The 26052-nt window shown below is 32.0% G+C and carries 21 protein-coding genes, 2 tRNA genes, 1 other RNA gene and 3 pseudogenes; 18 read left to right on the top strand and 9 right to left on the bottom strand.

Annotated features, from left to right (window positions below; translation table 11 throughout):
* The first annotated feature begins 160 nt into the window (after positions 1 to 160).
* Positions 161 to 234, top strand: a tRNA-Arg gene (locus TREMTM_RS00750).
* 126 nt (positions 235 to 360) lie between these two features.
* On the opposite strand, the gene rnpB is transcribed toward TREMTM_RS00750, so the two are convergent.
* The 4 genes from rnpB to rplM form a co-directional block, all read right to left on the bottom strand.
* An RNA gene (rnpB, locus tag TREMTM_RS00745) (RNase P RNA component class A) lies at positions 361 to 726 on the bottom strand.
* Between the two features lie 27 nt (positions 727 to 753).
* Complete coding sequence (gene rsmI, locus TREMTM_RS00740; protein WP_083172646.1) at positions 754 to 1644, bottom strand: 16S rRNA (cytidine(1402)-2'-O)-methyltransferase; 891 nt, start codon at positions 1642 to 1644, stop codon at positions 754 to 756.
* Positions 1645 to 1915: 271 nt separating this feature from the next.
* The gene (rpsI, locus tag TREMTM_RS00735) at positions 1916 to 2308 is read right to left on the bottom strand and encodes a 30S ribosomal protein S9 (protein WP_083172380.1); all 393 of its coding nucleotides are present in this window, start codon (positions 2306 to 2308) and stop codon (positions 1916 to 1918) included.
* Positions 2309 to 2323: 15 nt separating this feature from the next.
* On the bottom strand, positions 2324 to 2752 hold the full coding sequence (rplM, locus tag TREMTM_RS00730; RefSeq protein WP_083172378.1) for a 50S ribosomal protein L13: 429 nt from the start codon (positions 2750 to 2752) through the stop codon (positions 2324 to 2326).
* A 517-nt stretch (positions 2753 to 3269) separates the two neighbouring features.
* Between rplM and TREMTM_RS00725 the strand changes: the two are divergent.
* From TREMTM_RS00725 to TREMTM_RS01610, 16 genes and pseudogenes are all read left to right on the top strand, one after another.
* Positions 3270 to 4677, top strand: a pseudogene (locus tag TREMTM_RS00725) (Do family serine endopeptidase).
* Positions 4678 to 4802: 125 nt separating this feature from the next.
* A protein-coding gene (gene prfB / locus TREMTM_RS00720) for a peptide chain release factor 2 (protein ID WP_156763239.1) occupies positions 4803 to 5901 on the top strand; the annotation gives its coding sequence in 2 pieces (ribosomal slippage) (positions 4803 to 4877 and positions 4879 to 5901; 1098 coding nt in all).
* A 9-nt stretch (positions 5902 to 5910) separates the two neighbouring features.
* The gene (gene lysS, locus TREMTM_RS00715) at positions 5911 to 7422 is read left to right on the top strand and encodes a lysine--tRNA ligase (RefSeq protein ID WP_083172376.1); all 1512 of its coding nucleotides are present in this window, start codon (positions 5911 to 5913) and stop codon (positions 7420 to 7422) included.
* 83 nt (positions 7423 to 7505) lie between these two features.
* Complete coding sequence (gene thrS, locus TREMTM_RS00710) at positions 7506 to 9434, top strand: threonine--tRNA ligase (protein ID WP_083172374.1); 1929 nt, start codon at positions 7506 to 7508, stop codon at positions 9432 to 9434.
* 3 nt (positions 9435 to 9437) lie between these two features.
* Complete coding sequence (gene infC / locus TREMTM_RS00705; protein WP_083172372.1) at positions 9438 to 9986, top strand: translation initiation factor IF-3; 549 nt, start codon at positions 9438 to 9440, stop codon at positions 9984 to 9986.
* A 32-nt stretch (positions 9987 to 10018) separates the two neighbouring features.
* A complete protein-coding gene (rpmI, locus tag TREMTM_RS00700) occupies positions 10019 to 10210 on the top strand; it encodes a 50S ribosomal protein L35 (protein ID WP_083172370.1) in 192 nt (63 codons plus the stop codon).
* 58 nt (positions 10211 to 10268) lie between these two features.
* Positions 10269 to 10625: a 50S ribosomal protein L20 gene (gene rplT / locus TREMTM_RS00695; protein WP_083172368.1), complete on the top strand. Its 357-nt coding sequence runs from the start codon at positions 10269 to 10271 to the stop codon at positions 10623 to 10625.
* A gap of 24 nt (positions 10626 to 10649) precedes the next feature.
* A complete protein-coding gene (gene pheS, locus TREMTM_RS00690) occupies positions 10650 to 11633 on the top strand; it encodes a phenylalanine--tRNA ligase subunit alpha (RefSeq protein ID WP_083172366.1) in 984 nt (327 codons plus the stop codon).
* 15 nt (positions 11634 to 11648) lie between these two features.
* Complete coding sequence (gene pheT / locus TREMTM_RS00685) at positions 11649 to 14069, top strand: phenylalanine--tRNA ligase subunit beta (protein ID WP_083172364.1); 2421 nt, start codon at positions 11649 to 11651, stop codon at positions 14067 to 14069.
* A 91-nt stretch (positions 14070 to 14160) separates the two neighbouring features.
* A complete protein-coding gene (gene sufA / locus TREMTM_RS00680; protein WP_083172363.1) occupies positions 14161 to 14538 on the top strand; it encodes a Fe-S cluster assembly scaffold SufA in 378 nt (125 codons plus the stop codon).
* 83 nt (positions 14539 to 14621) lie between these two features.
* Positions 14622 to 15302 (top strand): annotated as a pseudogene (locus tag TREMTM_RS01595) (SufD family Fe-S cluster assembly protein); the annotation flags it as partial.
* Between the two features lie 256 nt (positions 15303 to 15558).
* The gene (locus TREMTM_RS01590; RefSeq protein ID WP_231893359.1) at positions 15559 to 15756 is read left to right on the top strand and encodes a hypothetical protein; all 198 of its coding nucleotides are present in this window, start codon (positions 15559 to 15561) and stop codon (positions 15754 to 15756) included.
* A gap of 463 nt (positions 15757 to 16219) precedes the next feature.
* Positions 16220 to 16408, top strand: a complete 189-nt coding sequence (locus TREMTM_RS01585) for a SufD family Fe-S cluster assembly protein (protein WP_231893358.1) — start codon at positions 16220 to 16222, stop codon at positions 16406 to 16408.
* A 298-nt stretch (positions 16409 to 16706) separates the two neighbouring features.
* Complete coding sequence (locus TREMTM_RS01620) at positions 16707 to 16781, top strand: hypothetical protein (protein WP_231893360.1); 75 nt, start codon at positions 16707 to 16709, stop codon at positions 16779 to 16781.
* 466 nt (positions 16782 to 17247) lie between these two features.
* The gene (locus TREMTM_RS01615) at positions 17248 to 17301 is read left to right on the top strand and encodes a hypothetical protein (protein ID WP_408065650.1); all 54 of its coding nucleotides are present in this window, start codon (positions 17248 to 17250) and stop codon (positions 17299 to 17301) included.
* Between the two features lie 68 nt (positions 17302 to 17369).
* Entirely contained in the window at positions 17370 to 17537 is a 168-nt protein-coding gene (locus tag TREMTM_RS01610) for a SufE family protein (RefSeq protein ID WP_408065649.1), read from the top strand.
* On the opposite strand, the gene pykF is transcribed toward TREMTM_RS01610, so the two are convergent.
* The 4 genes and pseudogenes from pykF to metG all read right to left on the bottom strand — a co-directional run.
* A complete protein-coding gene (pykF, locus tag TREMTM_RS00655; protein WP_083172360.1) occupies positions 17532 to 18935 on the bottom strand; it encodes a pyruvate kinase PykF in 1404 nt (467 codons plus the stop codon). The genes TREMTM_RS01610 and pykF overlap by 6 nt on opposite strands.
* Positions 18936 to 19114: 179 nt before the next feature.
* Positions 19115 to 19188, bottom strand: a tRNA-Val gene (locus tag TREMTM_RS00650).
* Between the two features lie 111 nt (positions 19189 to 19299).
* Positions 19300 to 21717, bottom strand: a complete 2418-nt coding sequence (gene gyrB / locus TREMTM_RS00645; protein ID WP_083172358.1) for a DNA topoisomerase (ATP-hydrolyzing) subunit B — start codon at positions 21715 to 21717, stop codon at positions 19300 to 19302.
* A 157-nt stretch (positions 21718 to 21874) separates the two neighbouring features.
* Positions 21875 to 23515: pseudogene (gene metG, locus TREMTM_RS00640) on the bottom strand (methionine--tRNA ligase); the annotation flags it as partial.
* A 335-nt stretch (positions 23516 to 23850) separates the two neighbouring features.
* On the opposite strand from metG, the gene rpsA reads away from it, so the two are divergent.
* Positions 23851 to 25494: a 30S ribosomal protein S1 gene (rpsA, locus tag TREMTM_RS00635; protein WP_083172355.1), complete on the top strand. Its 1644-nt coding sequence runs from the start codon at positions 23851 to 23853 to the stop codon at positions 25492 to 25494.
* 329 nt (positions 25495 to 25823) lie between these two features.
* On the opposite strand, the gene infA is transcribed toward rpsA, so the two are convergent.
* The gene (gene infA, locus TREMTM_RS00630) at positions 25824 to 26042 is read right to left on the bottom strand and encodes a translation initiation factor IF-1 (protein WP_083172354.1); all 219 of its coding nucleotides are present in this window, start codon (positions 26040 to 26042) and stop codon (positions 25824 to 25826) included.
* Positions 26043 to 26052 lie beyond the last annotated feature (10 nt).

Raw genomic sequence — 26052 nt, 5'->3', positions numbered from 1 at the left:
TTCATACATCTATCTGTAACTCTATTAGATAGAGAAATAGCTTTTATTATACTGCATTTTAAAATTGAGCAAAGTTGCTTTTTTATTTAATGTAAAAATACAAAAGCAATAAGCTATTGACTTAAAAACTAAAAATTAATATTTGGGATATAAAATTTGTGCGCCCTTAGCTCAGCTGGATAGAGCAACGGCCTTCTAAGCCGTAGGTCACTGGTCCGAATCCAGTAGGGCGTAATAAATATTCAGTGTTGATATATTTTTGGTGTGATTATATGCATTGATGCACAATCAAACATAATAATTTGTTTAAATAAGCACGTAGTGTACAATACACATATATACGCCTAGATAATCTTTCTTTTTTAGAGTTGACCGTTAAGCCGGGTTCTGTCGTGGACAGTCATTCATCTAGGCTATCGTTCGCACAATAGCTCAAGCAGCCTACCCTGGTTCAAGTACGGGCCGTACTATATGAACCACTATTTGGCTTTGCTCCGGGTGGAGTTTACATTGCCGCAAACTGTTACCAGTAGCGCGGTGCGCTCTTACCACACCTTTTCAACTTTACCTGATCCCATTTTATGGTCCATCGGCGGTTTATTTTCTGTTGCACTTGTCGCAGATTTACACCTCCCAGGAGTTACCTGGCACCCATACCCAATGGAGCCCGGACTTTCCTCTACTTTCCTTACGTTAAAGTAAAGCAGCGACTGTCTGGTCAACTCTAAAACTTATTATATATTAATAATAAGATTATTTTCTATGAAAATGTGCCAAATTACGCTTTTTTTGCAAATCAAGAGCACATCGATACATTATGTTTTTCTTTACACTGTGAAGTTTAGCTACCATCGATACTGCTTTTTTTAACGGTAATTCTTCTAGTAACAGCGATAAGGTACGTAAATATTTTGGATACAACACATTTTTTTGTTCTTGATAACCTTTGACAATAAGCGATATTTCGCCGCGACAACGCATTTTATCCTCATGTATCCAACTGATAAGTTTAGCAACAGGTGCTCCATAAATTGTTTCCCAGGTCTTGGTCAATTCCCTTGCTAGAACAATATAGCGCAAAGAACCCCATACAATAACCATATCTGCCAAACTTTCTAGTAGTCTATGTGTAGACTCATAAAAAATCATCGTACGCGATTCTTTAGCCAGATATTGTAAAAAATCAAGGCGTGCTTTACGTTTCGCTGGAATAAAACCTTCATAACAAAAACGATTAGAGGGAAGACCAGAAGCTGATAGCGCAGTAATAGCTGCACAAGCTCCTGGTAATGGCACTATGCGGATACTACACTCATGACAAATACGCACAAGATGATATCCAGAATCATTAATAAGTGGTGTACCTGCATCTGAAACCAACGCTATACTTTTTCCATTTTGGAGCTGCTCTAATAAAATTTTGGTTCTTTGCTTTTCATTATAATTATGAAACGTAAATAATTTTGCATTTATAGCAAAATGTTGTAATAAAAAACCAGTATTACGGGTATTTTCAGCAGCAATAATATCAACACCCTGTAATACAGAAAGAGATCTATAAGTAATATCTCCCAAATTTCCAATAGGAGTAGGTACTATATATAATGTTGATGCAGAAATATTTATTTCCTGATATTGATTCATATTTAGAATACCAAAATTTTTTTTTAAAAAAAAATAATTTTCGTGTATCAGCAATTAGATAATTTTATTTCTCTTAAAAAAGAGAATAGCTAGTACAATAAACATAATTATGCATTTACTAAGCTGTTATTAATTACGGTTTGTTAAATTAATTTTGGTAGTTTCTTGCTATTGCAACCTAGTAAGGAATCTGCTAAAAGATATTTAGGATATTTAGTATGTTTAAATAATACACATCACATAACAAATATAGCTAATTTTATTTAGCTTTTTAACGTTTCGAAAACTGTGGACGTTTACGTGATTTGTGCAAACCGAATTTTTTACGTTCAACGTGACGTGAGTCACGAGTAACAAAACCAGCTTTTCTAAAATAAGGACGTAATTTTTCGTCATATTCTATCAATGCACGGGTAATTCCATGACGAATAGCTCCTGCTTGACCAGATATACCACCTCCTTTAACGGTAATATAGATATCTAATTTACCTTTCATATTTACTAATTCTAGTGGTTGAAAAACCCTAATTCTAGTAGTTTCTAGACCAAAGTACTGATCTAAACTTCGTTTGTTAATAATAATGTTACCATTACCATCTTTAATAAAAACACGAGCAGAGGAACTTTTACGGCGACCAGTACCATAATATTGATTTATAACCATAATTTATAATTCCAATTAAATATTTAGAACTTTAGGTTTTTGTGCAGAATGGTTGTGTTCAGTACCTTCGTATACTTTTAGTTTACGAAACATAGCACGACCTAAAGGTCCTGTTGGTAACATACCTTTAACAGCAATTTCAATAACTAGCTTAGAATTACGAGCAATCATATCTTTAAAATTAGATTTTTTAATACCACCTACATAACCAGTATAATGATAGTAAATTTTATCATTATTTTTGTTACCACTAACTACTACTTTTTCAGCATTTAATACGATAATATAATCACCAATATCTACATGAGGCGTATATTCTGCTTTATGCTTACCACGTAATCTAAAAGCTATCTCGGTAGCAATACGACCAAGAATTTTTTCTTTAGCATCAATAATATACCAGTCATGTTTAACCATGTTTGGTTTTACTATAAAAGTTTTCATAAAAGGTTACCTATAAGTTACACGTTAGTTAATAAAGTGTATTTTCAATAAATTTTAATTCAGAAAACTTATTTTTCTATTTTTAGCCTAATTATAAAATTATAAGCAATTAATTTCTAAAAAAAAGAATATTTTTACTATTATTCTACTTTTTTTATGTTAAAAAATCAAAAATTGATATTAATAAAAATTAATTTTTAATTTAATATTTTATTTATTGCTGATCTGACTTTATAGTCAACTACCATATCTGTATAATGAAAATAGTTTCAATCAAATGAAAATAGTTTCAATAAGTTATTAGTATATCTATCAAATATTAGAAACCTTATTTAAGATAAATTTTATAATACTCAAAATAAAGGTGAATTATCTCTTTTTTAATTTTTTAATTAGAATTTTTTTAGAACACCGTATCCTATCTATGAACTCGCAATTGTAGTTAAACTTTTATGTAACCTGCAAAATGATTATAATGATGACATCATTTGGTAATTGAATGTGAGTTAGCATCATAATGAAAATAAAATTTCCATTTATATCTCTATTATTTAAAAGTATAGGAATTATTTTACTTTTATTTTCAGCTACGGTATTGCCAATAGAAGTAACTAGGCAATCTTCTCTACCTAGCTTAGCACCAATGTTGACAAAAGTTCTACCTGCGGTAGTAAGCGTTCATGTTGAAGGATCAAAACCTGTACGACGTCCCATGCTTCCCAATGAATTTAGATATTTTTTCTATCCTGATAATCAAGGAAGTAATGGTTTAATGCGCCAATTCGAAGGATTAGGTTCAGGAGTTATTATTAATGCAGTAAAGGGCTATGTAATCACTAACAATCATGTAGTCAATGGAGCAGATAAGATCAAAGTACAGTTAAATGGTGGTTGTGAATTTAACGCTAAACTTGTTGGTAATGACGAAAAAACAGATCTTGCGTTACTGCAATTATCAGATCCTAAAAATCTTAGCGAAATAACTATAGCAGATTCTGATGCTCTACAAGTAGGAGATTTTGCAGTAGCAGTAGGTAATCCATTTGGTCTTGGCCAGACTGCAACATCAGGTATTGTATCTGCTCTAGGACGTAGCGGCCTTAATATAGAAGGTTTAGAAAATTTTATTCAGACTGATGCTTCTATCAATCGCGGTAATTCAGGTGGTGCGCTAGTTAACCTTAATGGCGAGTTAATAGGTATTAATACTGCTATTATAGCACCAGGAGGTGGAAATATAGGTATTGGTTTCGCCATACCTAGCAATATTGTTAAAAAACTAAGTCAGCAACTAATTGAATATGGAAAAGTTAAACGCGGTCAACTGGGAATAAAAGGCACTGAGCTAACTGCAGAGATTGCTAAAACATTTAATATTGAAGTCCATAGGGGCGCTTTCGTTAGCGAAGTATTGCCCAATTCTGCTGCAGCTAAGGCTGGTATTAAAGCTGGAGATATTATCGTATCTGTAGAAGATAAACCTATTCTTAGTTTTGCTGAACTAAGAGTGAAAGTTGGTACAACAGCTCCTGGAAAAACTATAAAAATTGGTTTTATAAGAAATAGCAAATTACAAATTACATTAGTAATTCTTGATGATAGTGTATCTATTGCTAGAAACAGCGAAGATATTATTACACCAGCGCTATATGGTGCCAGTAAATTTAAAAAAGGTACAAATGGTATTAAAGTAGAATATGTAGTTAAAGACTCTCCTACTGCCTTAATTGGTTTGCAAAATGCGATATGATCGTTGGCTTGAAATCATGAAAAAAATACAAAATATATCTCAATTACGTAAAGTTTTGGATACAAAAACGGCCTTAATGGCGCTTAATATAGTTAGGGGATACAATAAATTTTTATCTTATTACGATAAAATTAAAAACATCATCAGCATCTATTTAAATTTACTTTTATCATAATTTTTCCAAACATTGCATAAAAGCAATTTAAGTAATTATTTCTATTTGTAAATAATTACACTAGTATTATTTTAGCTAATAGCGATAGCTGCTGCTAATGCTAGCTGGAAGGAGAACATTATTTTATGTTTGAAATTAATTTAGTAAAAAACCACATTAAAAATATATCAGAAAGAATAACCTTTATAAGGGGGTATCTTTAATCATGATATTAAAAAGGAACGTCTTGCAGAATTAAAAATAAAGTTGGAACAACCAGAAATATGGCAAAATCCAAAATTGGCAAAATTTTTGGTAAAAGAGCGTTCATATCTAGAAAATATTGTTAAAACTATTGATCAGTTTATCCATGATTTAGAAAATATCACTGATATATTCAAAATAGCGTCAGAAGACGACGAAAAAGAAATATTTATAGAACTTAAAAGGGAACTATCTAGTTTAGAAGTTAAATTAGGACAGTTAGAATTTAGCAAGATGTTTTCTAGAAAGTACGATAGTGCTGATTGCTATGTAGATATTCAAGCAGGATCTGGTGGAACTGAAGCGCAGGACTGGGCAAGTATGCTGCTTAGAATGTATTTGCGCTGGTCAGAATATCATGGTTTTAAAACTAAAATAATAGAAGAATCAGAAGGAGAAGTAGTTGGTATTAAATCAGTTACTATTAAGGTAATAGGACCATATGCTTACGGTTGGTTACGGACTGAAACTGGTGTACATCGTTTAGTACGTAAAAGTCCATTTAATTCTGGTAGACAACGCCATACATCTTTTAGCTCTGCTTTTGTTTATCCAGAAATAGACGATGATATTGATATAGAGATTAAGCCAACAGAATTACGCATTGATGTTTACCGTGCCTCAGGTGCTGGTGGTCAGCATGTTAATAGGACCGAGTCTGCAGTTAGAATTACCCATTTGCCTACTAATATTGTTACTCAATGCCAAAGCGATCGCTCCCAACATAAAAATAAAGATCAAGCAATAAAACAGCTGAAAGCTAAACTATATGAATTTAAGCTACAGAAAAAAAATGCTGAAAAAAAAGCTATTGAAGAAAATAAATCTGATATCTGCTGGGGTAGTCAGATTCGTTCGTATGTACTTGATAAGTCTCGAATTAAAGATCTCCGTACTGGTATGGAAACACGTAATGCTCAGTCAGTACTAGATGGAAATTTGGATAAATTTATTGAAGCTAGTCTTAAAGCAGGGCTATAAGGAACTTATATGTCTGAACATTTACATAATAGTGCTATTTCTAAAAAAAAAAATAATGAACTACGTTCGCGTCATGAAAAACTAACCTTACTGCGCCAGCAGGGTATCGCTTTTCCTAATGATTTTCGAAAAAATGCTGTTTCAAACCAGCTATATACCAAATACGGTAATAAAAATAATAAAGAGCTTAAAGCTTTAAATATAGAAGTCAGTATTGCTGGTAGAATGATGACCCGCCGTATTATGGGAAAAGCATCATTTGTTACCTTGCAGGATATTGGTGGAAAAATTCAGCTATACATTAGCTGTAACGATATATATGAAACTTACTATAACGAACATTTCAAAAAATGGGATCTTGGAGACATTATAGGAGCACGTGGTCGTTTATTCAAAACAAGTACCGGAGAATTATCTGTACATTGCATAGAAATTAGACTTTTAACTAAAGCAATGCGTCCACTTCCTGATAAATTTCATGGGTTAGCTGATCAAGAAAATAAATATCGACAACGTTATCTTAATCTTATTACTAACGAAAAATCACGTAAAACATTTAAAATTCGTTCTCGTATCATGGAAGAAATTCGTCGTTTTATGATAGATAATGATTTTATGGAAGTAGAAACGCCAATGATGCAAACTATTCCTGGTGGTGCTACCGCTCGTCCTTTTATTACACACCATAATGCACTAGATATTGATCTGTATTTACGTATAGCACCAGAACTTTATTTAAAAAGATTAGTAATAGGAGGTTTTGAACGTGTATTTGAAATTAACCGTAACTTTCGCAATGAAGGATTATCTCCACGACATAATCCTGAGTTTACTATGTTGGAACTTTATATAGCCTATGCTGATTATCTTGACTTAATTCTATTTGTTGAAAAGTTTTTTAAAACTTTAACAAAAAAAGTACTAGGAACAAACTTGATTTATTATGGTGATAAAAAATTAGATTTTAGCAAAAAATTTAAGCAGATAACAATGAAGGAGGCAATATGCCATTATTGCCCAGAAATTAGGCCTCAAATGATAGAAAACATGATATCTGCTACAAATATCGCTGAATATTTAGGAATAAAGATAAATAAAAGTTGGGGTCTTGGTAGGTTACAGACAGAGATTTTTGAAAAAAAAACTAAAAATTATCTGATACAACCAACATTTATTACTGCCTATCCAGCTGAGGTATCGCCGCTGGCACGACGCAATGACGAAAACCATTTTTTATCAGATCGTTTTGAATTTTTCATATGTGGCCGTGAGATTGGTAACGGTTTTTCAGAGCTTAACGATGCTGAAGATCAAGCTGAGCGCTTATTAGCGCAAGCTAAGGCAAAAAAAAACGGCGACGATGAAGCTATGTTTTATGATGAAGACTATATAACTGCTCTCGAATACGGTTTGCCGCCTACTGCAGGTTTAGGTATCGGTATTGATCGCCTAATTATGTTATTAACTAATAATCATACCATTAATGACGTAATTTTATTTCCTACTTTACGTCCAAAATAAAAATAGCTAATAAGAAAAATTCTTATGCAATAATCATGATATATAACGTTTTTACTGATAATAAATACTATAAGGAAATCAGTATGTTGGTTATAACTCTTCCTAGTGGAATTCAGCGTAAGTTTGCAAATCCTGTTTCTACAATTGATATTGCTAGAGATATCTGTCCCAAATTAGCAAAGTATTGTATTGCAGGTAGCGTTAACGGAAAACTAGTAGATGCTGTTGATATTATTGATCACAATGCCGAAATTGTTATTTTTACTGCTAAAGATGAAGTTAGTTTAGAAATTATTCGCTACTCCTGTGCTCATTTATTAGGACATGCTATAAAACAATTGTGGCCAAATACAAAAATGGTAATAGGATCTATTATCGATAAAGGTTTTTATTATGATATTGATAGAGATATTTCTCTAACTAAAAATGATCTAAATTTATTAGAAATAAGGATGCATAAACTAGCAGAAAAAAACTATGATATTATTAAGGAAAAAGTTAGCTGGAAGCAGGCTAGAGATATTTTTATAAATAGAGGAGAAGATTATAAAGTAGCGTTTTTAGATGAAGAGATTAGTCGTAATACTTATTTAGAATTATATCATTACGAAGAATATATAGATATATGTTGTGGAATACATGTTCCTAATATACGTTTTTGCCATAATTTTTCTATTGAAAAAATTTCAGGAGTATACTGGCGCGGTAATAACAAAAACAAAATGCTACAACGTATTTACGGCACTGCTTGGGAGAATAAAAAAAAGTTAAATACTTATTTGCAACAATTAGAAGAGGCAGTTAAGCGTGATCATCGTAAAATTGGTAAACAGCTTGACCTCTATCATATAAAAGAAGATGCTCCAGGTATGGTATTCTGGCATAATGATGGTTGGACTATTTTTAAAGAACTAGAATCTTTTATACGTAGTAAACTTAAATTATATCAGTATCAAGAAGTAAAAGGACCTTTTATGATAGATCGAGTATTATGGGAAAAAACAGGCCACTGGGATAATTACGCTGAAAATATATTCACTACTTCATCAGAAAATCGTGAATATTGTATTAAACCAATGAATTGCCTTGGCCACGTGTTGATTTTTAATCAAGGATTAAAGTCTTATCGCGACCTTCCGGTACGGATGGCAGAATTTGGTAGTTGTCACCGTAATGAGCCTTCAGGATCGCTACACGGATTGATGCGAGTGCGTGGTTTTACTCAAGATGATGCTCATATTTTCTGTACTGAAGATCAAATACAAGATGAAGTAAACAATTGCATCAAAATGGTGTATAATGTATATAGTACATTTGGATTTGAAAATATATTGGTTAAACTATCTACCCGTCCAGAAAAGCGTATCGGCAATGATGATACTTGGAACCGCGCAGAGCATTATTTAGCTACTGCGCTAATTGAGAATAATATTACTTTTGAATATAAACCTGGAGATGGGGCTTTTTATGGTCCCAAAATTGAATTTACACTTCTTGATTGTTTAGATAGATCCTGGCAATGTGGTACTGTACAACTAGATTTTTCTCTTCCTGGTCGTTTGAATGCTTTCTATATTGGAGAAAATAATGTACGAACAGCTCCTGTTATGATACATAGAGCTATATTAGGTTCAATAGAACGATTTATTGGTATTTTAACAGAAGAATATGCTGGTTTTTACCCTACCTGGATGGCTCCTTTGCAGGTAGTTGTAATGAACATTACTGATAATCAATCAATATATGTTGCAAAATTAACGGAACAATTGTCAGCAGAAGGTATTAGAGTAAAAGCAGATTTGAGAAATGAAACAATAGGACTTAAAATTCGTGAACACACATTACGTAGAGTACCTTACATGCTGGTATGTGGAGATAAAGAAATGGCAACAAGCAATGTTGCAGTACGTACAAACCGCGGTAAAGATCTAGGTAGAATTAATGTCAAAGATTTTATTGCAAAATTGAAGCAAGAAATTGCTAACTATAATATTTATCAACTGGAGGAATAAAGTATTAAAGGCGGAAAAAGAATTCAATCTATGCGTTCTAATCGTATTAACAGAGAAATACGTAACGCAGAGGTTCGTCTAACAGATATAGATGGTAGGCAAATTGGTATTGTTAGTATAAATGAAGCAATTGAAAAAGCTGAGGAAGCTGGTGTTGATTTAATTGAAGTCAGCCCCAATGCAGATCCTCCAGTTTGCAGAATTATGGATTACGGAAAATTTATTTATGAAAAAAGTAAATTAGCTAAAGAACAAAAGAAAAAACAAAAGGTTATTCAGGTTAAGGAAATTAAATTTCGTCCTAGTACTGATAAAAATGACTATCAGGTAAAAATACGTAACCTAATTCGCTTTCTTGAAGAAGGCGACAAAGCTAAAATTATTCTGCGTTTTAGAGGACGGGAAATATCACATCAGCATATTGGTATTGAAGTTCTCAACCGTATTTGTAATGATTTGAGTGAAATAGCTTTTGTAGAATCTTTTCCTTCCAATATTGAAGGAAGACAGATGATTATGTTTCTTGCACCAAAGAAACAGTGTAAGACCTAAATAATATTCAGTTCCTATTAGGAATAAATTTTATGCTAAAAATTAAGTCAGTACGTGGTGCTGCAAAGCGTTTTAAAAAAACTGCTTCAGGAGGTTTTAAACGTAAACATGCTAATATGCGTCATATTCTTACTAAAAAAGCAACTAAACGTAAGCGTCATCTGCATCAAAAAACTATGGTTTCTAAAAGTGATTTAGGTTTAGTTATGCGTTGTCTGGTCTGACAGACACATAATCTTATGAAGAATTGAATAAAAATTTCAGGAGATATTATAATATTATATGGCTCGCGTAAAACGTAGTGTGGTAGCACGTGCACGTCACAAAAAAATATTAAAAAAAGCAAAAGGTTACTATGGTGCTCGTTCTCGAATTTATAGAGTTGCCTTTCAGGCAGTTACAAAAGCAGGTCAATACGCTTATCGTGATCGACGTCAAAAAAAACGTCAGTTCCGTAAATTGTGGATTACTCGTATTAACGCCGCAGCTCGTCAAAACAATATTTGTTATAGCAAGTTTATAAATAAACTTAAACAAGCATCAATTAATATTGATCGTAAAATATTAGCTGATATAGCCGTATTTGATAAATCTTCTTTTACGGTTTTAGTAGATAAAGCAAAAGGAGCGTTAACGTAATAACTTTTTTATCTAGAGGAAGTAATGCCAAAAATTGAAGATTTGGTTGCGCAGGCTAAAAAAGAAATTGAACAGTCTCAGGATACTACTACATTAGATTCAATACGCATCAAATATTTAGGTAAAAAAGGTTTTTTTTCTCAGGAAATTAATAATTTGCGTAATTTAGCTCCTGAAGAAAGACCTTTCGTAGGTGCTATATTAAACAAAGTAAAGCAGGAATTTAAAAAAGAACTAAATAAAAGAAAAATTATTTTAGAAAAATTGACTTTTGATATAAAACTAGCAAATGATACTTTAGATATATCGCTGCCAGGACGACGTATGGAAAACGGAGGTCTTCATCCAATATCTGATACCATTGCTCGTATTGAATATTTTTTCGGTACATTAGGTTTTTCGGTAGTAACCGGTCCTGAAATAGAAGATACTTATCATAATTTTGATGCACTAAATATTCCATCGCATCATTCAGCTCGTACCAATAAAGATACATTTTGGTTAGATAATACTAGATTATTACGTACTCATACATCTGGTGTACAGATTCGTATTATGAAATTGCAGAAGCCCCCAATTAGGATAATTTCGTCAGGAAGAGTGTACCGTAACGATTACGACTATACACACACTCCTATGTTTCATCAGATTGAAGGACTCATTATTGATACTAATATCAGTTTTACTAATTTAAAAGGAACCTTGCATGATTTTCTGTGTAATTTTTTTTCAGAAAATATACAAATACGTTTCCGTCCATCTTATTTTCCATTTACGGAACTTTCAGCAGAAGTAGACCTTATGAGAAAAAAAGGTAATTGGCTTGAAGTTATGGGCTGCGGCATGATACACCCAAATGTATTACGTAATGTTGGAATAGATCCAGATATATATTCTGGTTTTGCCTTCGGCATAGGAATAGAACGATTAACAATGATTTATTATAACATTACAGATTTACGTGCATTTTTCGAAAATGATCTACGTTTTTTAAAACAATTTAAATAAGGATAAAATCACCACATGAAATTCAGTGAATTTTGGCTGCGTGAATGGGTGAACCTGGCAATAGATAGTAACACCTTGGCAGATCAAATGACTATGGCTGGACTAGAAGTTAACAGCATAGAACCAGTTGCCGGAAATTTTACTGGAGTGGTAATTGGAAAAATTGTAGAATGCAGGCCACACATCAATAATGATAAATTATTTATTACTACAGTAGATATTGGTGATAAAATACTACATAATATTGCCTGTGAAGCTAAAAATTGCCGCAAAAATTTAATAGTTGCTGTAGCAACTACAGGTGCTGTACTTCCTGTAACTTTTAAAAAATCAAATTTTGTTTCAGAAGGTATACTGTGCTCATTTCCTACATTAGGTATTGAGGGAAATAATAACTACATAATAGAACTACCAGAAGATGCACCAATAGGCAAAGATATTCGTGAATATCTTCAGCTTGAAGATAACATTCTTGATATAAACATAACGCCAAATCGTACAGATTGCTTAGGATTGTTGGGCATTGCCCGCGAGATATCAGTTTTTAATCGTATAAATTTAAAAAAAACTATCAATAATACAGTATTACCAGTTATCAACGATAAGATATTTATTGGTGTGGACGTTGCTGATGCCTGTCCTCGCTATTTAGGAAGAATAGTTAAAAATATAAACATCAACATCAGAACACCATTATGGATGAAAGAAAAATTACGTCGCTGCGGCTATCAGTCGATAGACGCTATAATTGATATTACTAATTATGTTCTATTAGAACTAGGACAACCAACACATATTTTTGATTTTGATAGCATTGAAAGCGGTATTTTAGTTAGGTATGCAAGAAAAAATGAACTATTAACATTAGTTAATGGTAGTAACATTACTTTAACTTCTGATACGTTAGTTATTGCTGACTACAGTAAAGTTTTATCAATAGCAGGAATTATAGTAGGTGCTAATTCTTGTATTAATTATTCATCTACATGTAATTTATTTTTAGAATGTGCATTCTTCAATCCTTTAATTATAACTGGTGCTGCCCGTCGCTATAAATTACGTACTAATACTCTACATCGTTACGAACGAGGTGTAGATCCAACTATGCAACAGCTAGCTATAGAGCGAGTTACAGAACTATTAGTAGCTATTTGTGGTGGACAACCTGGACCAGTTATGGATATAACATCCAAAATTATACAGTCAAATACTATAATTTTACACAGAAAAAAACTAGATAGGATAATTGGACATATTATCAAAAATGATGATGTTAACGATCTTTTAACCCGTATTGGTTGCAAAGTTAGAAGATACACCAAGGAAGACTACTGGCAAGTTACAGCGCCAATATGGCGTTTTGATATATCTATTGAAGAAGATTTAATAGAAGAAATTGCAAGATTATACGGTTATAATATGATTCCTAGTGTCCCAGTACGTGCTAATTTAACAATATCACCTTCTAGTGAATCACTGCAGCTAGCAAGAGTAAAAATGTTACTGGTAGATCGAGGCTATCAGGAAACTATTATCTATAGTTTTGTTGATCCTAAAAAACAAGCTCTGTTTCATCCGTATCAGGTACCCTTGGTACTACAAAGTCCTATTTCATCAAATAGGTCTGTTATGCGGTTGTCGTTATGGACCGGACTTATTGATACGTTAATTTATAATCAGAATCGCCAGCAACAACGGATACGTTTATTTGAAAGCGGATTTTGTTTCATTCCTGATAATAAAAATGAAATTGGAATTCGTCAAGATTTTATGTTTGCTGGAGTAATTACTGGTACTCTATTCAATGAATACTGGGATAAGGAACAAAAATTAGTAGATTTTTATGACATTAAAGGCGATATTGAAGCAATATTTGATATTCTTGGTAAATTAGAAGATATTGAATTTAGAGTACAACAGCACCCAGCTTTACATCCAGGTCAGAGTGCAGCAATTTATTTTCAAAAGGAATTTATTGGTTTCATTGGTGTGATTCATCCTGAAATTGAGGCTAAATTGAATTTAAAGAGTCGTACTTTAGTATTTGAGTTTCTATGGGATAAAGTTATTAAGTGTAAAGTTCATAAAATAATTGATATTTCTAAATTTCCAGCTAATCGACGGGATATAGCTATTGTAGTGTCTGATAATGTTGCTGTTGCAGATATTATTAACGAATGTAAAAAAGTTATTGGAAATCAATTAGTTAACATAACTATATTCGATATATGGTATGGTATAAAAAAAGGTTTTAAAAGCATAGCTATTAGCTTAATTTTACAAAATAAAAATCATACTCTTGAAGAAAAAGAAATTACAGATATCATTGATAAATGTATTTTTTACTTAAAAATTAAATTTAACGCCTACTTGAGGAATGAAAATTCTATAAAATTATTAAATAAGAATACTTCTTTGTTGATTCACAAATATTGATCAATTAAAATTATCATAATTTGGTAATTTTAAAATAAAAGATAATAGTATAATACTATTACAATTATTGTAACGTTATTAGGTAACAATCATGCAATTAAATGATAATAAGATGAAAATATTTTCTCTTGAAAAAAAGATCTTGATAGGAGTAACTTTAACAAAGTCTGCTATACGTCAAATTAATAAATTAATAGAAGCTGATCCAAATATGCTTGGTTTACGTTTTAGTATTAAAAAATCTGGATGTGCTGGTCTCGTATATTTTATGGAAAAAGTTACGCAAATTAATAGCAGTGATATAGTTTATGAGCATGATGGTGCTAGACTATATGTGCCAATGAAAGCGATGCCTTTTATTGATGGCACTGTACTAGATTACATACAGGAAGGTGTCAATTACGTATTTAAATTTAATAATCCAAAAGCTAAGTCCACCTGTGGTTGCGGTAAAAGTTTTGGTATTTAAATGATAAATATGGTAATCATCAATAATGATATTATCTTGAAATTGAAACTATTAAAGCTACTAATAAAGCTACTAAATTCTTGATGAAAAATAAGAGTTTTTATAAAGAAGGTTTTTTTACAAAATTAGCAACAAAATAATTAGCGCATGGTATAAGAGAAGATGTAGTACGCGCTACCAGATCAGATAGAATTTCTTCTAAATGCTTATTCTGCTTGGCTAAAAATGGAAGAACCGCACTGGTAAGCTCATTATAATCCTATCGACTATAACGATTATAGTTACTATTCTGCATCTACACTAGATTTGTAGTGCTTGTGATGATAATTGTAATTTACAGCAAGATGTGCAACATTCTTCTGGTACTAAAAAAGTAAAAAAATATCTTACTTCTAAAGTAGAACAGGCATTCAATAAGCTGGGAGTACCAGTTCGTAAGGTAGAAATATTGCTGTTGATACTATTTTGATTCAGTTTCAGTATCAACTACTTATCGCAATAAGCTTGAAAAGCTAGGTATTATTTTTTGTTCATTTTTTTCGCATTAATTCTGCTAACATAGGTCAGTTTTAACGCACTATCATTATTGCTGATGAAGGTAGTTCTATCAGTTGCATGCTGCTATAGTTGAAGTTATTGTTTTTAAAGATGCTAAAGTAAAATATTCTACGATACAAAACTGGTTTTCTGGCAATAAAAGAGAGGGCGGTATTCTTAATTTTGTTACTAAAAGAGCGTTGTTGCAGGTGCAAATGCTAAAATTGGACCACAGTAAAAGGCTATGGATGGCTTACCAAAGAAAAATAATTCAAGAGCTTAGTGGCAACAATTATTCATGAGTCAAAGTTCAGCGCACTTTGCTGATTTTTACTAGCACTGGAAAAATGTAAAATATCTGGGACTACCTACGTGTAGTAAACCCGAACATTGGAAATATACCCCGATTGAAGGTTTCTTTTCGCACAATTTTATTATTTTATTGCTGCCTCTATTACCAATAGAGATATAGATGCTTTAATTTTGAAAATTGATGCTTGTAGGTTAGTTTTTGTAGATGGTCATTACGATCCATCATTAAGTGATAATGATACCTGGAAAATAGAAAAAGGTGCTGCTAGAAAATCGCTGCCAGCTCCAATACAACCAGATTTTTTTTTACATTTGACCGAAAGGTTAAGCCAAGAAACTACAAAAATTTACAAAAATTTACTTTACTAAGGGTAAAATAGCGCAACGACAGCTATATCTATTACATACATATCAGTCAAGGAAAAAAAATAAAATAATATGCTACATTACCGCAACAATATTGATATTGGATATTGGAGATAGTGCACAAGTCCAGGTAATTGAACATTTTGTTAGCCATTTTGTTAGCATAGACCTCCAATTAGCGGTAATCGTACTTCAATGGAAGTTGGCAATAATGCACCCCTAAGTCATATTAAACTAGCTTGTGAAAATAGTGCTACCCTTTTGGCCATAACGATATAAGCATAGTCCGTATGTTGTACGCAGTAGTACATTTATATTAGGGGCTGCATTGACTAGGAATAAAACTAGCGCACAGATGGATCAGATATAGTGATTAGATATAGTGATTAATAGTCTTCTTCTCCAGTAGTGATAACCGCACTTATAACACAATAAGAGTTATTGTTTTAGTCGCCAAATACATAAATTGATTGTACGCGACTTTGGCAAAGGAGTATTCAATGGATTAATTAAAATTGCAAATAAGGAGATAAATACTGACAGTAAAATAATAAATAACAATTTTCTTCTAGACCATTTATCAGAGGTAGATACTAAACCTCAGTTAGAAATTTATAACGATGACGTAAAATGTAGTTACGGGGCTACTATTTGATAACATTGATAACATATTTTCTATTTCCGTTCGCGCGGTCTAAATAATGCACAAAAATAATAATTTATGCTTTTGCAGCTGAAGTAACAGAAATAATTTATCCTGTACGATATTGTGCAAGCACGTATTGCTGCGGCTTTAAAGGAAGCAGTTAGATGAATTATGAAAAAATACGTTCTGATTTTCCTATCCTAAAACGTAAAAAAATAATAGATTGCTAACATATCTGGATAGCGCCGCTAGTGCGCAAAAGCCTAACCGAGGAATTCATACTTTAAGCAGTGAATCAACTTTTAAGATGGAAAAAGTGCGATATAGGATAGCACGTTTTATTAACGCCGAATCTGTAGATGAAATTATTTTCGTGTATTAATCTGGTTGCTAGTTGGGGACTATATAATATGCTGGCTGGTGATAATATTCTGTTTTCCTAAATGGAGCATCATGCCAATATTGTTCCATGGAAAAAATATTAGCTGATAGAAAAAAAGTTGTCTCTGCCTATATTCCTTTTCTACCAGATGGTACGCTGGATATTTCTAAATTGCCGTATTAAATTGATAAACGTACCAGTTTATTTGCAACCTTTGCTATAACCCAAGTATCTAATGTACTTGGTACCTTTAATCCTTTGAAATTATAGCTACGTACAGTGATGCGACTATGTAGACGGCGCACAATGCATCAAAATTTATTGAGCAAATGGAACGATTAAAGATGAAATCGAAATCATATACCTAATAAAGAAAAATTGCTGCATAATTTTTAACGTTGTAGTAATAGAGATATATCTCAATAGTATTGAACTAGGATCTAAATTACCGCAACTACCAGAAAGCATGCGTACCCCAGAAAATTTTGTTAATGGATGTCAAAGTAAAGTATGGATGTAAAGTATGGATAGTTCTAAAAAAAATGCACAAGGCAAATTTCAACTTTACGTAGACAGTGATGCTGCCCCATTGTCAAAAGAATTATTGCAATAGTATTTATACTATATCAAAATATAAATATTACAGAAATTATTTCTTACGATGTACATTTTAATAAATTAAAACTTACTCAACACTTGACTACATATCGATCGCATGGGTTAGATGCTATAGTACGTCGTGTACACTCCTCATAAAATATGAACTGATAAGGTGTTTGTGGTACCACTTGATACCCCAGATCCAGAAACCATAACGATAATATTTCCTTTAATAGCTAAATTATTTTTTAGCGCTGTAGCTTTACCTATGCGATAAAAATCATCAGAAGAATTAATTTTATCTATAAGCTTACAAGTAATTCCCTTACTTAAGAGTAAATGACGGGCTGTAAAAGTGTTAGTTGTTAGTGCTAAAATTTCTGATTTGGGAAAATATTGACGTATATATTTAGCAGATTTCCCACTTTCTGTAGCTACTACAATAAGCGGTGATTCTAGTTTTTCTGCAGTTTCAACAGCTCCACGGCAAATTGCTTCAGTAATACACAATTTACTGATATTATTGATACGACTAGATAGCATCCTATCTGTTCTATTACATATTTTAGCCATAATAGTAACTGATTCAAGTGGATATTTTCCTTTTGCACTTTCTCCAGAGAGCATAACAGCATCAGTGCCATCTAAAATTGCATTAGCAACGTCACCAGCTTCTGCTCGTGTGGGACGAGGATTTTTAATCATAGAATCAAGCATTTGTGTTGCAGTAATTACAACCTTACGTGCCTTATTACACTTTGCTATTATCATCTTTTGCGCAAAAATAACTTCTTCAACTGGAATTTCAACACCAAGATCACCGCGAGCTACCATTATACCATCAGATTCTTCAAGAATTTTATCAAAATTATCTAAACCTTCTTGGTTTTCAATTTTAGATATGATCTGAATATGTTCACCTCCGTGTTGCTTAAGATGTACACGAATTTTTCGCACATCAGATTGTTTACGAATAAATGAAGCTGCAATAAAATCTACTCCTTGTTTGCATCCAAAAATTAAGTCACTTTTATCTTTCTCTGACAATGCTGGTAGAGCAAGAGACACACCAGGAAGATTAATACCTTTATTTTCACCAAGATCACCATTGTTTAATACTTGGCACAATACTTGATCCTGCAATATCTCTATAACGTTCATACATAAAAGACCATCATCTACTAATACAGTATTTCCTACTTTTAGATCTTGATTAAATCCAGAATAAGTTACTGCTACACGCTTACTATTGCCGATAACATTTTGATCTGTAGTAAAAGTAAATATTTGGCCGGCACTCAACGAAACATCTTTACCATTTTCTAGCTTCATAGTACGAATTTCAGGTCCTTTAGTATCAAGCATAATAGCAGCCTGTAAGGCTGTTTTATTTAATACTGCACGCAGATTTTTAATTTTTTTCTCGTGTTCATCATAGTTTCCATGAGAAAAATTAAGACGCATTACATTCATCCCTGCGTTAAGAAGGCTTGATAATACTTCTTCAGAGTCTGTTTTAGGACCGATAGTACAAACTATTTTAGTTTTTTTCATAATGTAAATTTCTATAATTTGTGATAAGTTTATTTGCTATATTTTTGTATTAAACAGTACTTAAACAGTACTAGTACCGTACCTGCAACTAAAAATATAAATGTATTTTTGAAAACCAATTTTTATTATTGATATTGCTTATGCTTCAAAAAATAAACTTAATTTTTTTAAAAAAAACTTGCGTCCGAGTGGAATCGAACCACTGACCACCACCATGTCAAGGTGACACTCTAACCAACTGAGCTACGGACGCATCTAAAGATAAACTTTAAAAGTTAATTAAAATAATTTTTTAAGCATTACAAGAGTAAATTACTTCTACTTTTTATTTTATACGCTAATAACTGATTATGCTATATATTAACTAAATATCTATATTTTCTGCTTTTAATGCATTTTCTTGAATAAACATGCGCCGGGGCTCTACTGTATCTCCCATCAGCGTGTTAAAAAGCTGATCAGCTGCAATTACATCATTAATTGTAACACGTAACATGCAACGTCTTCTTGGATCCATGGTGGTTTCCCATAACTGTTTTGGATTCATTTCACCTAGTCCTTTATAGCGCTGGATTACTAGTCCTCTACGCGATTCTTTTATTAACCATTCGAATGCCTGTTCAAAACTATTTATTTGCTGATATCGATCACCACGCTTAATAAAAGCATCTATCTTGATAAGATTATCTAGTTTTTTTCCAATATTTTTTAGTTTTAAATACTCATTACTGTTAATAAAATCATAACCTAGTATGTAATCTGTATCTACACCATTAGTACGTATTCGTAATATTGGCTCAAATAACTGAGATTCGTAATTTTTTTTAACTTCAAAATTATAAATACTGCCATGCTTATTGTTATTCTTTAATATTTGTACTAGAGATTCAATCCAGAATATAACTTTATTTTTTTGATTTAGGTGTTCTTTAGTTAACACCTGATGGTAAATTAAGCTGTAAAGAAGCAAACTTGGAAAACGTTGTTCTATACGTTCTATCATCTTTTGTATACCATAATACTCAGTAACTAAATTTTCTAGATTTTTACCTTTTATAACTATTTTAGGTGAATTAGCATATAGTGTGGCACCATGCACTGCCATGGCTATCATATAACGATCCATGTCCTCATGATCTTTGAAATATTGTTCTTTTTTGCCATTTTTTACTTTATATAGTGGCGGTTGTGCAATAAATACATGACCTTGCTCAATAATTTTAGGCATTTGACGATAAAAAAAGGTCAATAACAAAGTGCGAATATGTGAGCCATCGACATCAGCATCGGTCATTATAATGATATTGTGATAACGCAACTTATCTTGATTATATTCTTCTTTGCCTATACCACATCCTAGAGCAGTTATCAGCGTAGTTACTTCTTGAGAAGATAAAATTTTCTCAAAACGAGCTTTTTCAGCATTAAGAATTTTTCCTTTTAGAGGTAATATCGCTTGATTTTTACGGTTACGTCCCTGCTTAGCTGAACCTCCAGCTGAATCACCTTCTACTAAGTAAAGTTCAGATAGTGCAGGATCTTGTTCTTGGCAGTCAGCAAGTTTACCAGGTAATCCAGATATGTCTATTATGGCACCTTTACGACGAGTTATTTCACGTGCTTTACGAGCAGCTTCACGAGCTCGAGCTGAGTCAATAATTTTTTCTACTATTATTTTAGCATCATTTGGATTTTCCAGTAAAAATTCAAAAAGTCTATCATTTATTAATGATTCAACGGCAGCTTTTACCTCTGAAGAAACTAATTTGTTTTTTGTTTGTGAAGAAAATTTAGGATCTGATAATTTAACTGAAATTATTGCTATAATACCTTCACGTATATCCTCTCCAGTAACGTTAATTTTAGCTTTTTTGCTGTAGCCTTCTTTATCCAGATAATAGTTTATTGTACGTGTCATAGCAGTACGAAATCCAGCAAGATGAGTGCCACCGTCTTGTTGGGGAATATTATTAGTAAAGCAGTAGATATTTTCTTGAAAGCTATCGTTCCATTGCAATGCAATTTCCACACTAATATTGTCTTTTTCAGTAGAAAAATAAAAAATATTAGGATGAATAGAAATTTTATTCTTATTCAGACTTTCTATAAAAGATTTGATTCCTCCTTCGTAATGGAAATGATCTTCTTTATAATTTCTTTTATCGCACAATCGTATAGATATTCCAGAATTTAGAAAAGACAATTCTCGCAACCTTTTAGCTAAAATTTCATATTGAAATTCTGTCTTATTAGTAAAGGTATCAAAACTTGGCCAAAATCTTACTATTGTACCAGTATGATCAGTTTTTCCTACTATTTTTAGTGGAAATTGTGGAACTCCATTATGATAAATTTGTTGATATATTTTTCCTTCTCTTTTTATTATAAGCTCAAGTTTTTGAGATAGAGCATTTACTACAGATATACCCACTCCGTGTAAACCTCCTGATACTTTATAAGATTTATCATCGAATTTGCCTCCGGCATGCAGCATAGTCATTATAACTTCTGCTGCAGATATTCCTTCTTCTTCATGTATGCCTGTTGGAATACCTCTTCCATCATCATGAACAGAAATTGAATTACCTTCGTGAATCACAACTACTATTTCTTTACAAAAACCAGCAAGTGCTTCGTCGATAGCATTGTCTACAACTTCAAATACCATATGATGTAAACCAGTACCATCATCAGTATCACCGATATACATACCAGGACGTTTACGTACTGCATCCAAACCTTTAAGTACTTTAATACTTGAAGACGTATAATAATTACACATTAAAATTTCCTGTTTATATCAAATATTTAAAAAATATTATTACATAATATTATGCTGATAAGTATATTATAATATTTAAATAAAAATTTAAAATATATAGTAACCTAATTTTAAAATACACAACGTAAAAATGGATAATTTTAAAAATTTATTTTAACTGTGAATCTTTAATCATAGCCTCTACTTGTTCTAGTTTAATACGAATAAATAATCTCTTAAAGTTATTTATACGATGTGACAATAATGGTTCAGAAATAGCATCCCAGGTCAGGGAAGTTGCTAAAAATAATTCTGCTCGTGTTACTAACGAAGGAAGTACTGGCTTCAAATATGTCATCAAAACTCTAAATAATTGAATACCCATTGAACATATGGATTGCAGATCTCTATTGCGTCCTTTCTGTTTCGCTATTACCCAAGGTACCTTTTTATCTACATAACGATTAGCCAAATCTGCTAAATTCATAATTTTACGAATTGCGTGGCTAGTTTCGCGGTTACTAAAATCTTGACCAATATATTTTGCTGCATTAACAAAGGTCGCATATAGTACCGGGTCATCTATAGTAGCAGCTAATTGTCCGTTAAAATATTTATTTATAAATACAGCATTGCGTGATGCAATATTTACAACTTTATTAACAATATCTGCATTTACTCGTAGTACAAAATCTTTCATATTTAAATCGATGTCATTGATATTTGATGACATTTTAGTAGCATAAAAATAACGAAGACAGTCTGCATCAAAATATGTTAAATAAGTGCTAGCTTTGATAAAAGTGCCCCTTGATTTTGACATTTTATAGCCGTTTACAGTTACATATCCGTGTACTAATAAATTAGTTGGTTTACGAAAATTACTACCTTCTAATATAGCTGGCCAGAATAAACTATGAAAATAGACAATATCTTTACCAATAAAATGGTAAAGCTCAGCTTGAGAATCTTCCTTCCAAAATTCATCAAAACATATATTTTTATTTTTTTTACAAAAATTTTTAAAAGCACTCATATAGCCAATAGGGGCATCTAACCAGACATATAAATATTTTCCAGGAGCATCAGGGACTTCAAAACCAAAATATGGTGCGTCACGGGAAATATCCCATTGCTGTAATCCTGATTCAAACCATTCCTGAACTTTATTGGCTACTGGCTCTTGAAGAGCTCCTGAACGAGTCCAAGTATTTAGCATATTGCTAAAAACAGGTAAATCGAAAAAAAAGTGTTTTGATTCACGCATTACTGGTTTGGCACCGGAAACTACAGATTTAGGATTGATAAGTTCTATTGAGTTATAGGTAGCACCACAAATCTCACAGTTATCTCCATATTGATCTGGAGAATTGCATTTTGGACATCTACCTTTTACAAAACGATCTGGCAAAAACATAGATTTTTCTATATCAAATAGCTGTAAAATAAATCTAGATTTAATTAAATTCTTTTTTTTAAGTCGCTGATAAATAAGTGTAGAGAATTGCAAATTCTCTTCGCTATGAGTTGAATGGTAATTATCATAACTAATACTAAAGTCTGCTAAATCTTTTTTGTGCTCTAAGTTTATTGCGTTAATCATCTCTTCAGGAGTAATACCCATTTGCTGTGCTTTAAGCATAATTGGTGTTCCGTGAGCGTCATCAGCACAAATAAAATAAACTTGATTGCCACGCATTCTCTGATAACGAACCCAGATATCAGCTTGTATATGTTCAAAAATATGTCCAATATGGATAGAACCATTAGCATAAGGTAAAGCACAGGTTACCAATATTTTTTTCGCAATTTCATTCATAATAAAATTCGCTTTAAGTATTTAAATATTTGCTTATATTTACTAAATTAAAATGTACTATTTAAAATATAAGCTGCAGTTGCAGGTAAAATAATTTAATGTTAATATAAAATATCATGGTAACAACAATTATGTTGTATTTACTAAAATTTGTTTTTTTTTACTAAAAATAGTATCAAAATAGTATCTGCAACTAATTAGCTGACTATCCCAAAAAGGACTCTATTTAAAATATTCAGTAATTTTTTACCAAAGCATAGGAAATGCATTTGGATATAATAATAACTACTCCATCAAGCAGGGATGCTTAATGGTCGTTAATTAGAAAATTAATTATGACAGAATCATTTGCTCAAATATTTGAAGAATTTATTAAAAAAATTGAAACTCGTCCTGGTTCTATTATTCGTGGAAAGGTTGTATCAATTGCGAAAGACGTTGTTCTAATTGACGCTGGTCTCAAATCTGAATCAACTATTCCTGTTGAACAATTTCTTGACTCTCAGGGTAAATTAGAAATTAAAATAGGCGATCAAGTTGACGTTACTCTAGATGCAGTAGCAGATGGTTTTGGTAAAACTATCTTATCCCGTGAAAAAGCAAAAAGACATGAATCATGGTTAATGCTAGAAAAAGCGTACAAAGAAGTTACGAACGTCATTGGTGTAATTAATGGAAAAGTAAAAGGTGGGTTTACTGTAGAATTAAACGGTATTCGTGCTTTTTTACCTGGTTCTTTAGTAGACGTGCGTCCTATTCGAGATAACCTTCCTTTGGAAGGAAGAGAGCTTGATTTTAAAATCATTAAATTAGATCATAAACGTAACAATGTTGTTGTTTCGCGACGTGCAGTTATTGAATTGGAAAATGGTGCGGATAGAGATATTCTGTTAGAAAATTTGCATGAAGGTAAGGAAGTTAAAGGTATCGTAAAAAACTTAACTGATTATGGTGCTTTTGTTGATTTAGGTGGTATTGATGGTCTACTGCACATTACAGATATGGCTTGGAAACGTGTTAAGCATCCTAAAGAAATAGTAAATATTGGAGATGAAATATCTGTTAAAGTGTTAAAATTTGATCGTGATCGTACTAGAGTATCATTAGGTATGAAACAGTTAATTGAAAATCCTTGGGTTGCTATTGCAAAACGTTATCAAGAAGGTACTCGTTTGAATGGCCGCGTAACTAACCTAACTGACTACGGATGCTTCGTTGAAATTGAAGAAGGAATTGAAGGACTAGTGCATGTTTCTGAAATGGACTGGACTAATAAAAATATTCATCCATCTAAAATGGTTAATGTAGGAGAATTGGTAGAAGTAATAGTTTTGGATATCGACGAAGAACGTCATCGTATTTCTTTAGGATTAAAACAATGTAAAATTAATCCTTGGCAGCAATTCGCTGAAACCTTCAATAAAGGTGACCGTGTTGAAGGTAAAATAAAATCAATTACTGATTTTGGCATATTTATCGGCCTAAAAGGTGGTATCGACGGGTTAGTTCATTTATCTGATATTTCATGGAATATAACCGGAGAAGAAGCTATACATAATTATAAAAAAGGTGATGAAATTGCAGCTATAGTTCTACAGGTTGACGCTGAACGTGAACGTATTTCTTTAGGAATAAAACAACTAGCTGAAGATCAATTCAATAATTATTTATCTTTAAATAAGAAAGGTGCTATCGTTACTGGTAAAATAGTAGCAGTTGATACTAATAAAGATATTACAGTTGTTGAATTAGCAAATGGAGTAGAAGGTTATCTACAATTATCTGAAATTTTTCGTAACCAAGAAAAATCACTAATAGTTGGAGATAATATAGAAGTAAAATTGATTGGTATCGATCGAAAGAATAGAGTTATCAGTCTATCAACTGAAGTTGATAAGAAAAAAAACATCAGTAAAAAACAAGAAGAAAATTTTTCAAATGCAATGACTGAAGCTTTTAAAGCAGCTACTAAAAGTTAATAATAACTTAAGCTAATTCTATGTAGTGCTTCAATAGGAGTGCACTCCAAGAGTGTAAGCTAGAGCTAATGAGCTAATAAATTTTATGTATAATGTATACATCACTGGCGCGTGATATAAATTTTCTAGAAAATTAAATTACTGCATGCAAATCTATTGCAAATCTATCTAGATGCTAAAAAATCGCGGCAAAAGTAGATGCAGCAATTAATTTTTTTTAAAATGCTACAAAAATAACATCAGTATTGCATTGAACTACAAAAGTTCACTTAATTTTAAGTATTAGTTAAGTTAATTAGTATTTTTTCTATCTTTGAATAAATTTAATTTTATCTACTACGAAATACAATACGTCCTTTGCTTAAATCGTATGGTGTCAACTCTACGGTAACTTTATCTCCTGTTAAAATACGAATATAGTTTTTACGTATTTTACCAGATATATGAGCTGATACTACATGTCCATTTTCTAATTTAACACGGAACATGGTATTAGGCAAAGTTTCTAGTACTGTACCTTGCATTTCAATATTATCTTCTTTAGACATATAATCCTCT

The organism is secondary endosymbiont of Trabutina mannipara (genome assembly GCF_900090215.1).
GTDB lineage: Bacteria > Pseudomonadota > Gammaproteobacteria > Enterobacterales > Enterobacteriaceae > Mikella.
This window is presented reverse-complemented; position numbering and strand designations above follow the sequence as displayed.

Bases quoted from the DNA above. Each gene is read 5' to 3' on its own strand.
- infA (WP_083172354.1), bottom strand. From the start codon at position 26,042: ATGTCTAAAGAAGATAATATTGAAATGCAAGGTACAGTACTAGAAACT.
- thrS (WP_083172374.1), top strand. From the start codon at position 7,506: ATGTTGGTTATAACTCTTCCTAGTGGAATTCAGCGTAAGTTTGCAAAT.
- pheT (WP_083172364.1), top strand. From the start codon at position 11,649: ATGAAATTCAGTGAATTTTGGCTGCGTGAATGGGTGAACCTGGCAATA.
- rpmI (WP_083172370.1), top strand. From the start codon at position 10,019: ATGCTAAAAATTAAGTCAGTACGTGGTGCTGCAAAGCGTTTTAAAAAA.
- gyrB (WP_083172358.1), bottom strand. From the start codon at position 21,717: ATGTGTAATTATTATACGTCTTCAAGTATTAAAGTACTTAAAGGTTTG.
- rpsI (WP_083172380.1), bottom strand. From the start codon at position 2,308: ATGGTTATAAATCAATATTATGGTACTGGTCGCCGTAAAAGTTCCTCT.
- rsmI (WP_083172646.1), bottom strand. From the start codon at position 1,644: ATGAATCAATATCAGGAAATAAATATTTCTGCATCAACATTATATATA.
- rplT (WP_083172368.1), top strand. From the start codon at position 10,269: ATGGCTCGCGTAAAACGTAGTGTGGTAGCACGTGCACGTCACAAAAAA.
- lysS (WP_083172376.1), top strand. From the start codon at position 5,911: ATGTCTGAACATTTACATAATAGTGCTATTTCTAAAAAAAAAAATAAT.
- pykF (WP_083172360.1), bottom strand. From the start codon at position 18,935: ATGAAAAAAACTAAAATAGTTTGTACTATCGGTCCTAAAACAGACTCT.
- sufA (WP_083172363.1), top strand. From the start codon at position 14,161: ATGCAATTAAATGATAATAAGATGAAAATATTTTCTCTTGAAAAAAAG.
- rplM (WP_083172378.1), bottom strand. From the start codon at position 2,752: ATGAAAACTTTTATAGTAAAACCAAACATGGTTAAACATGACTGGTAT.
- pheS (WP_083172366.1), top strand. From the start codon at position 10,650: ATGCCAAAAATTGAAGATTTGGTTGCGCAGGCTAAAAAAGAAATTGAA.
- rpsA (WP_083172355.1), top strand. From the start codon at position 23,851: ATGACAGAATCATTTGCTCAAATATTTGAAGAATTTATTAAAAAAATT.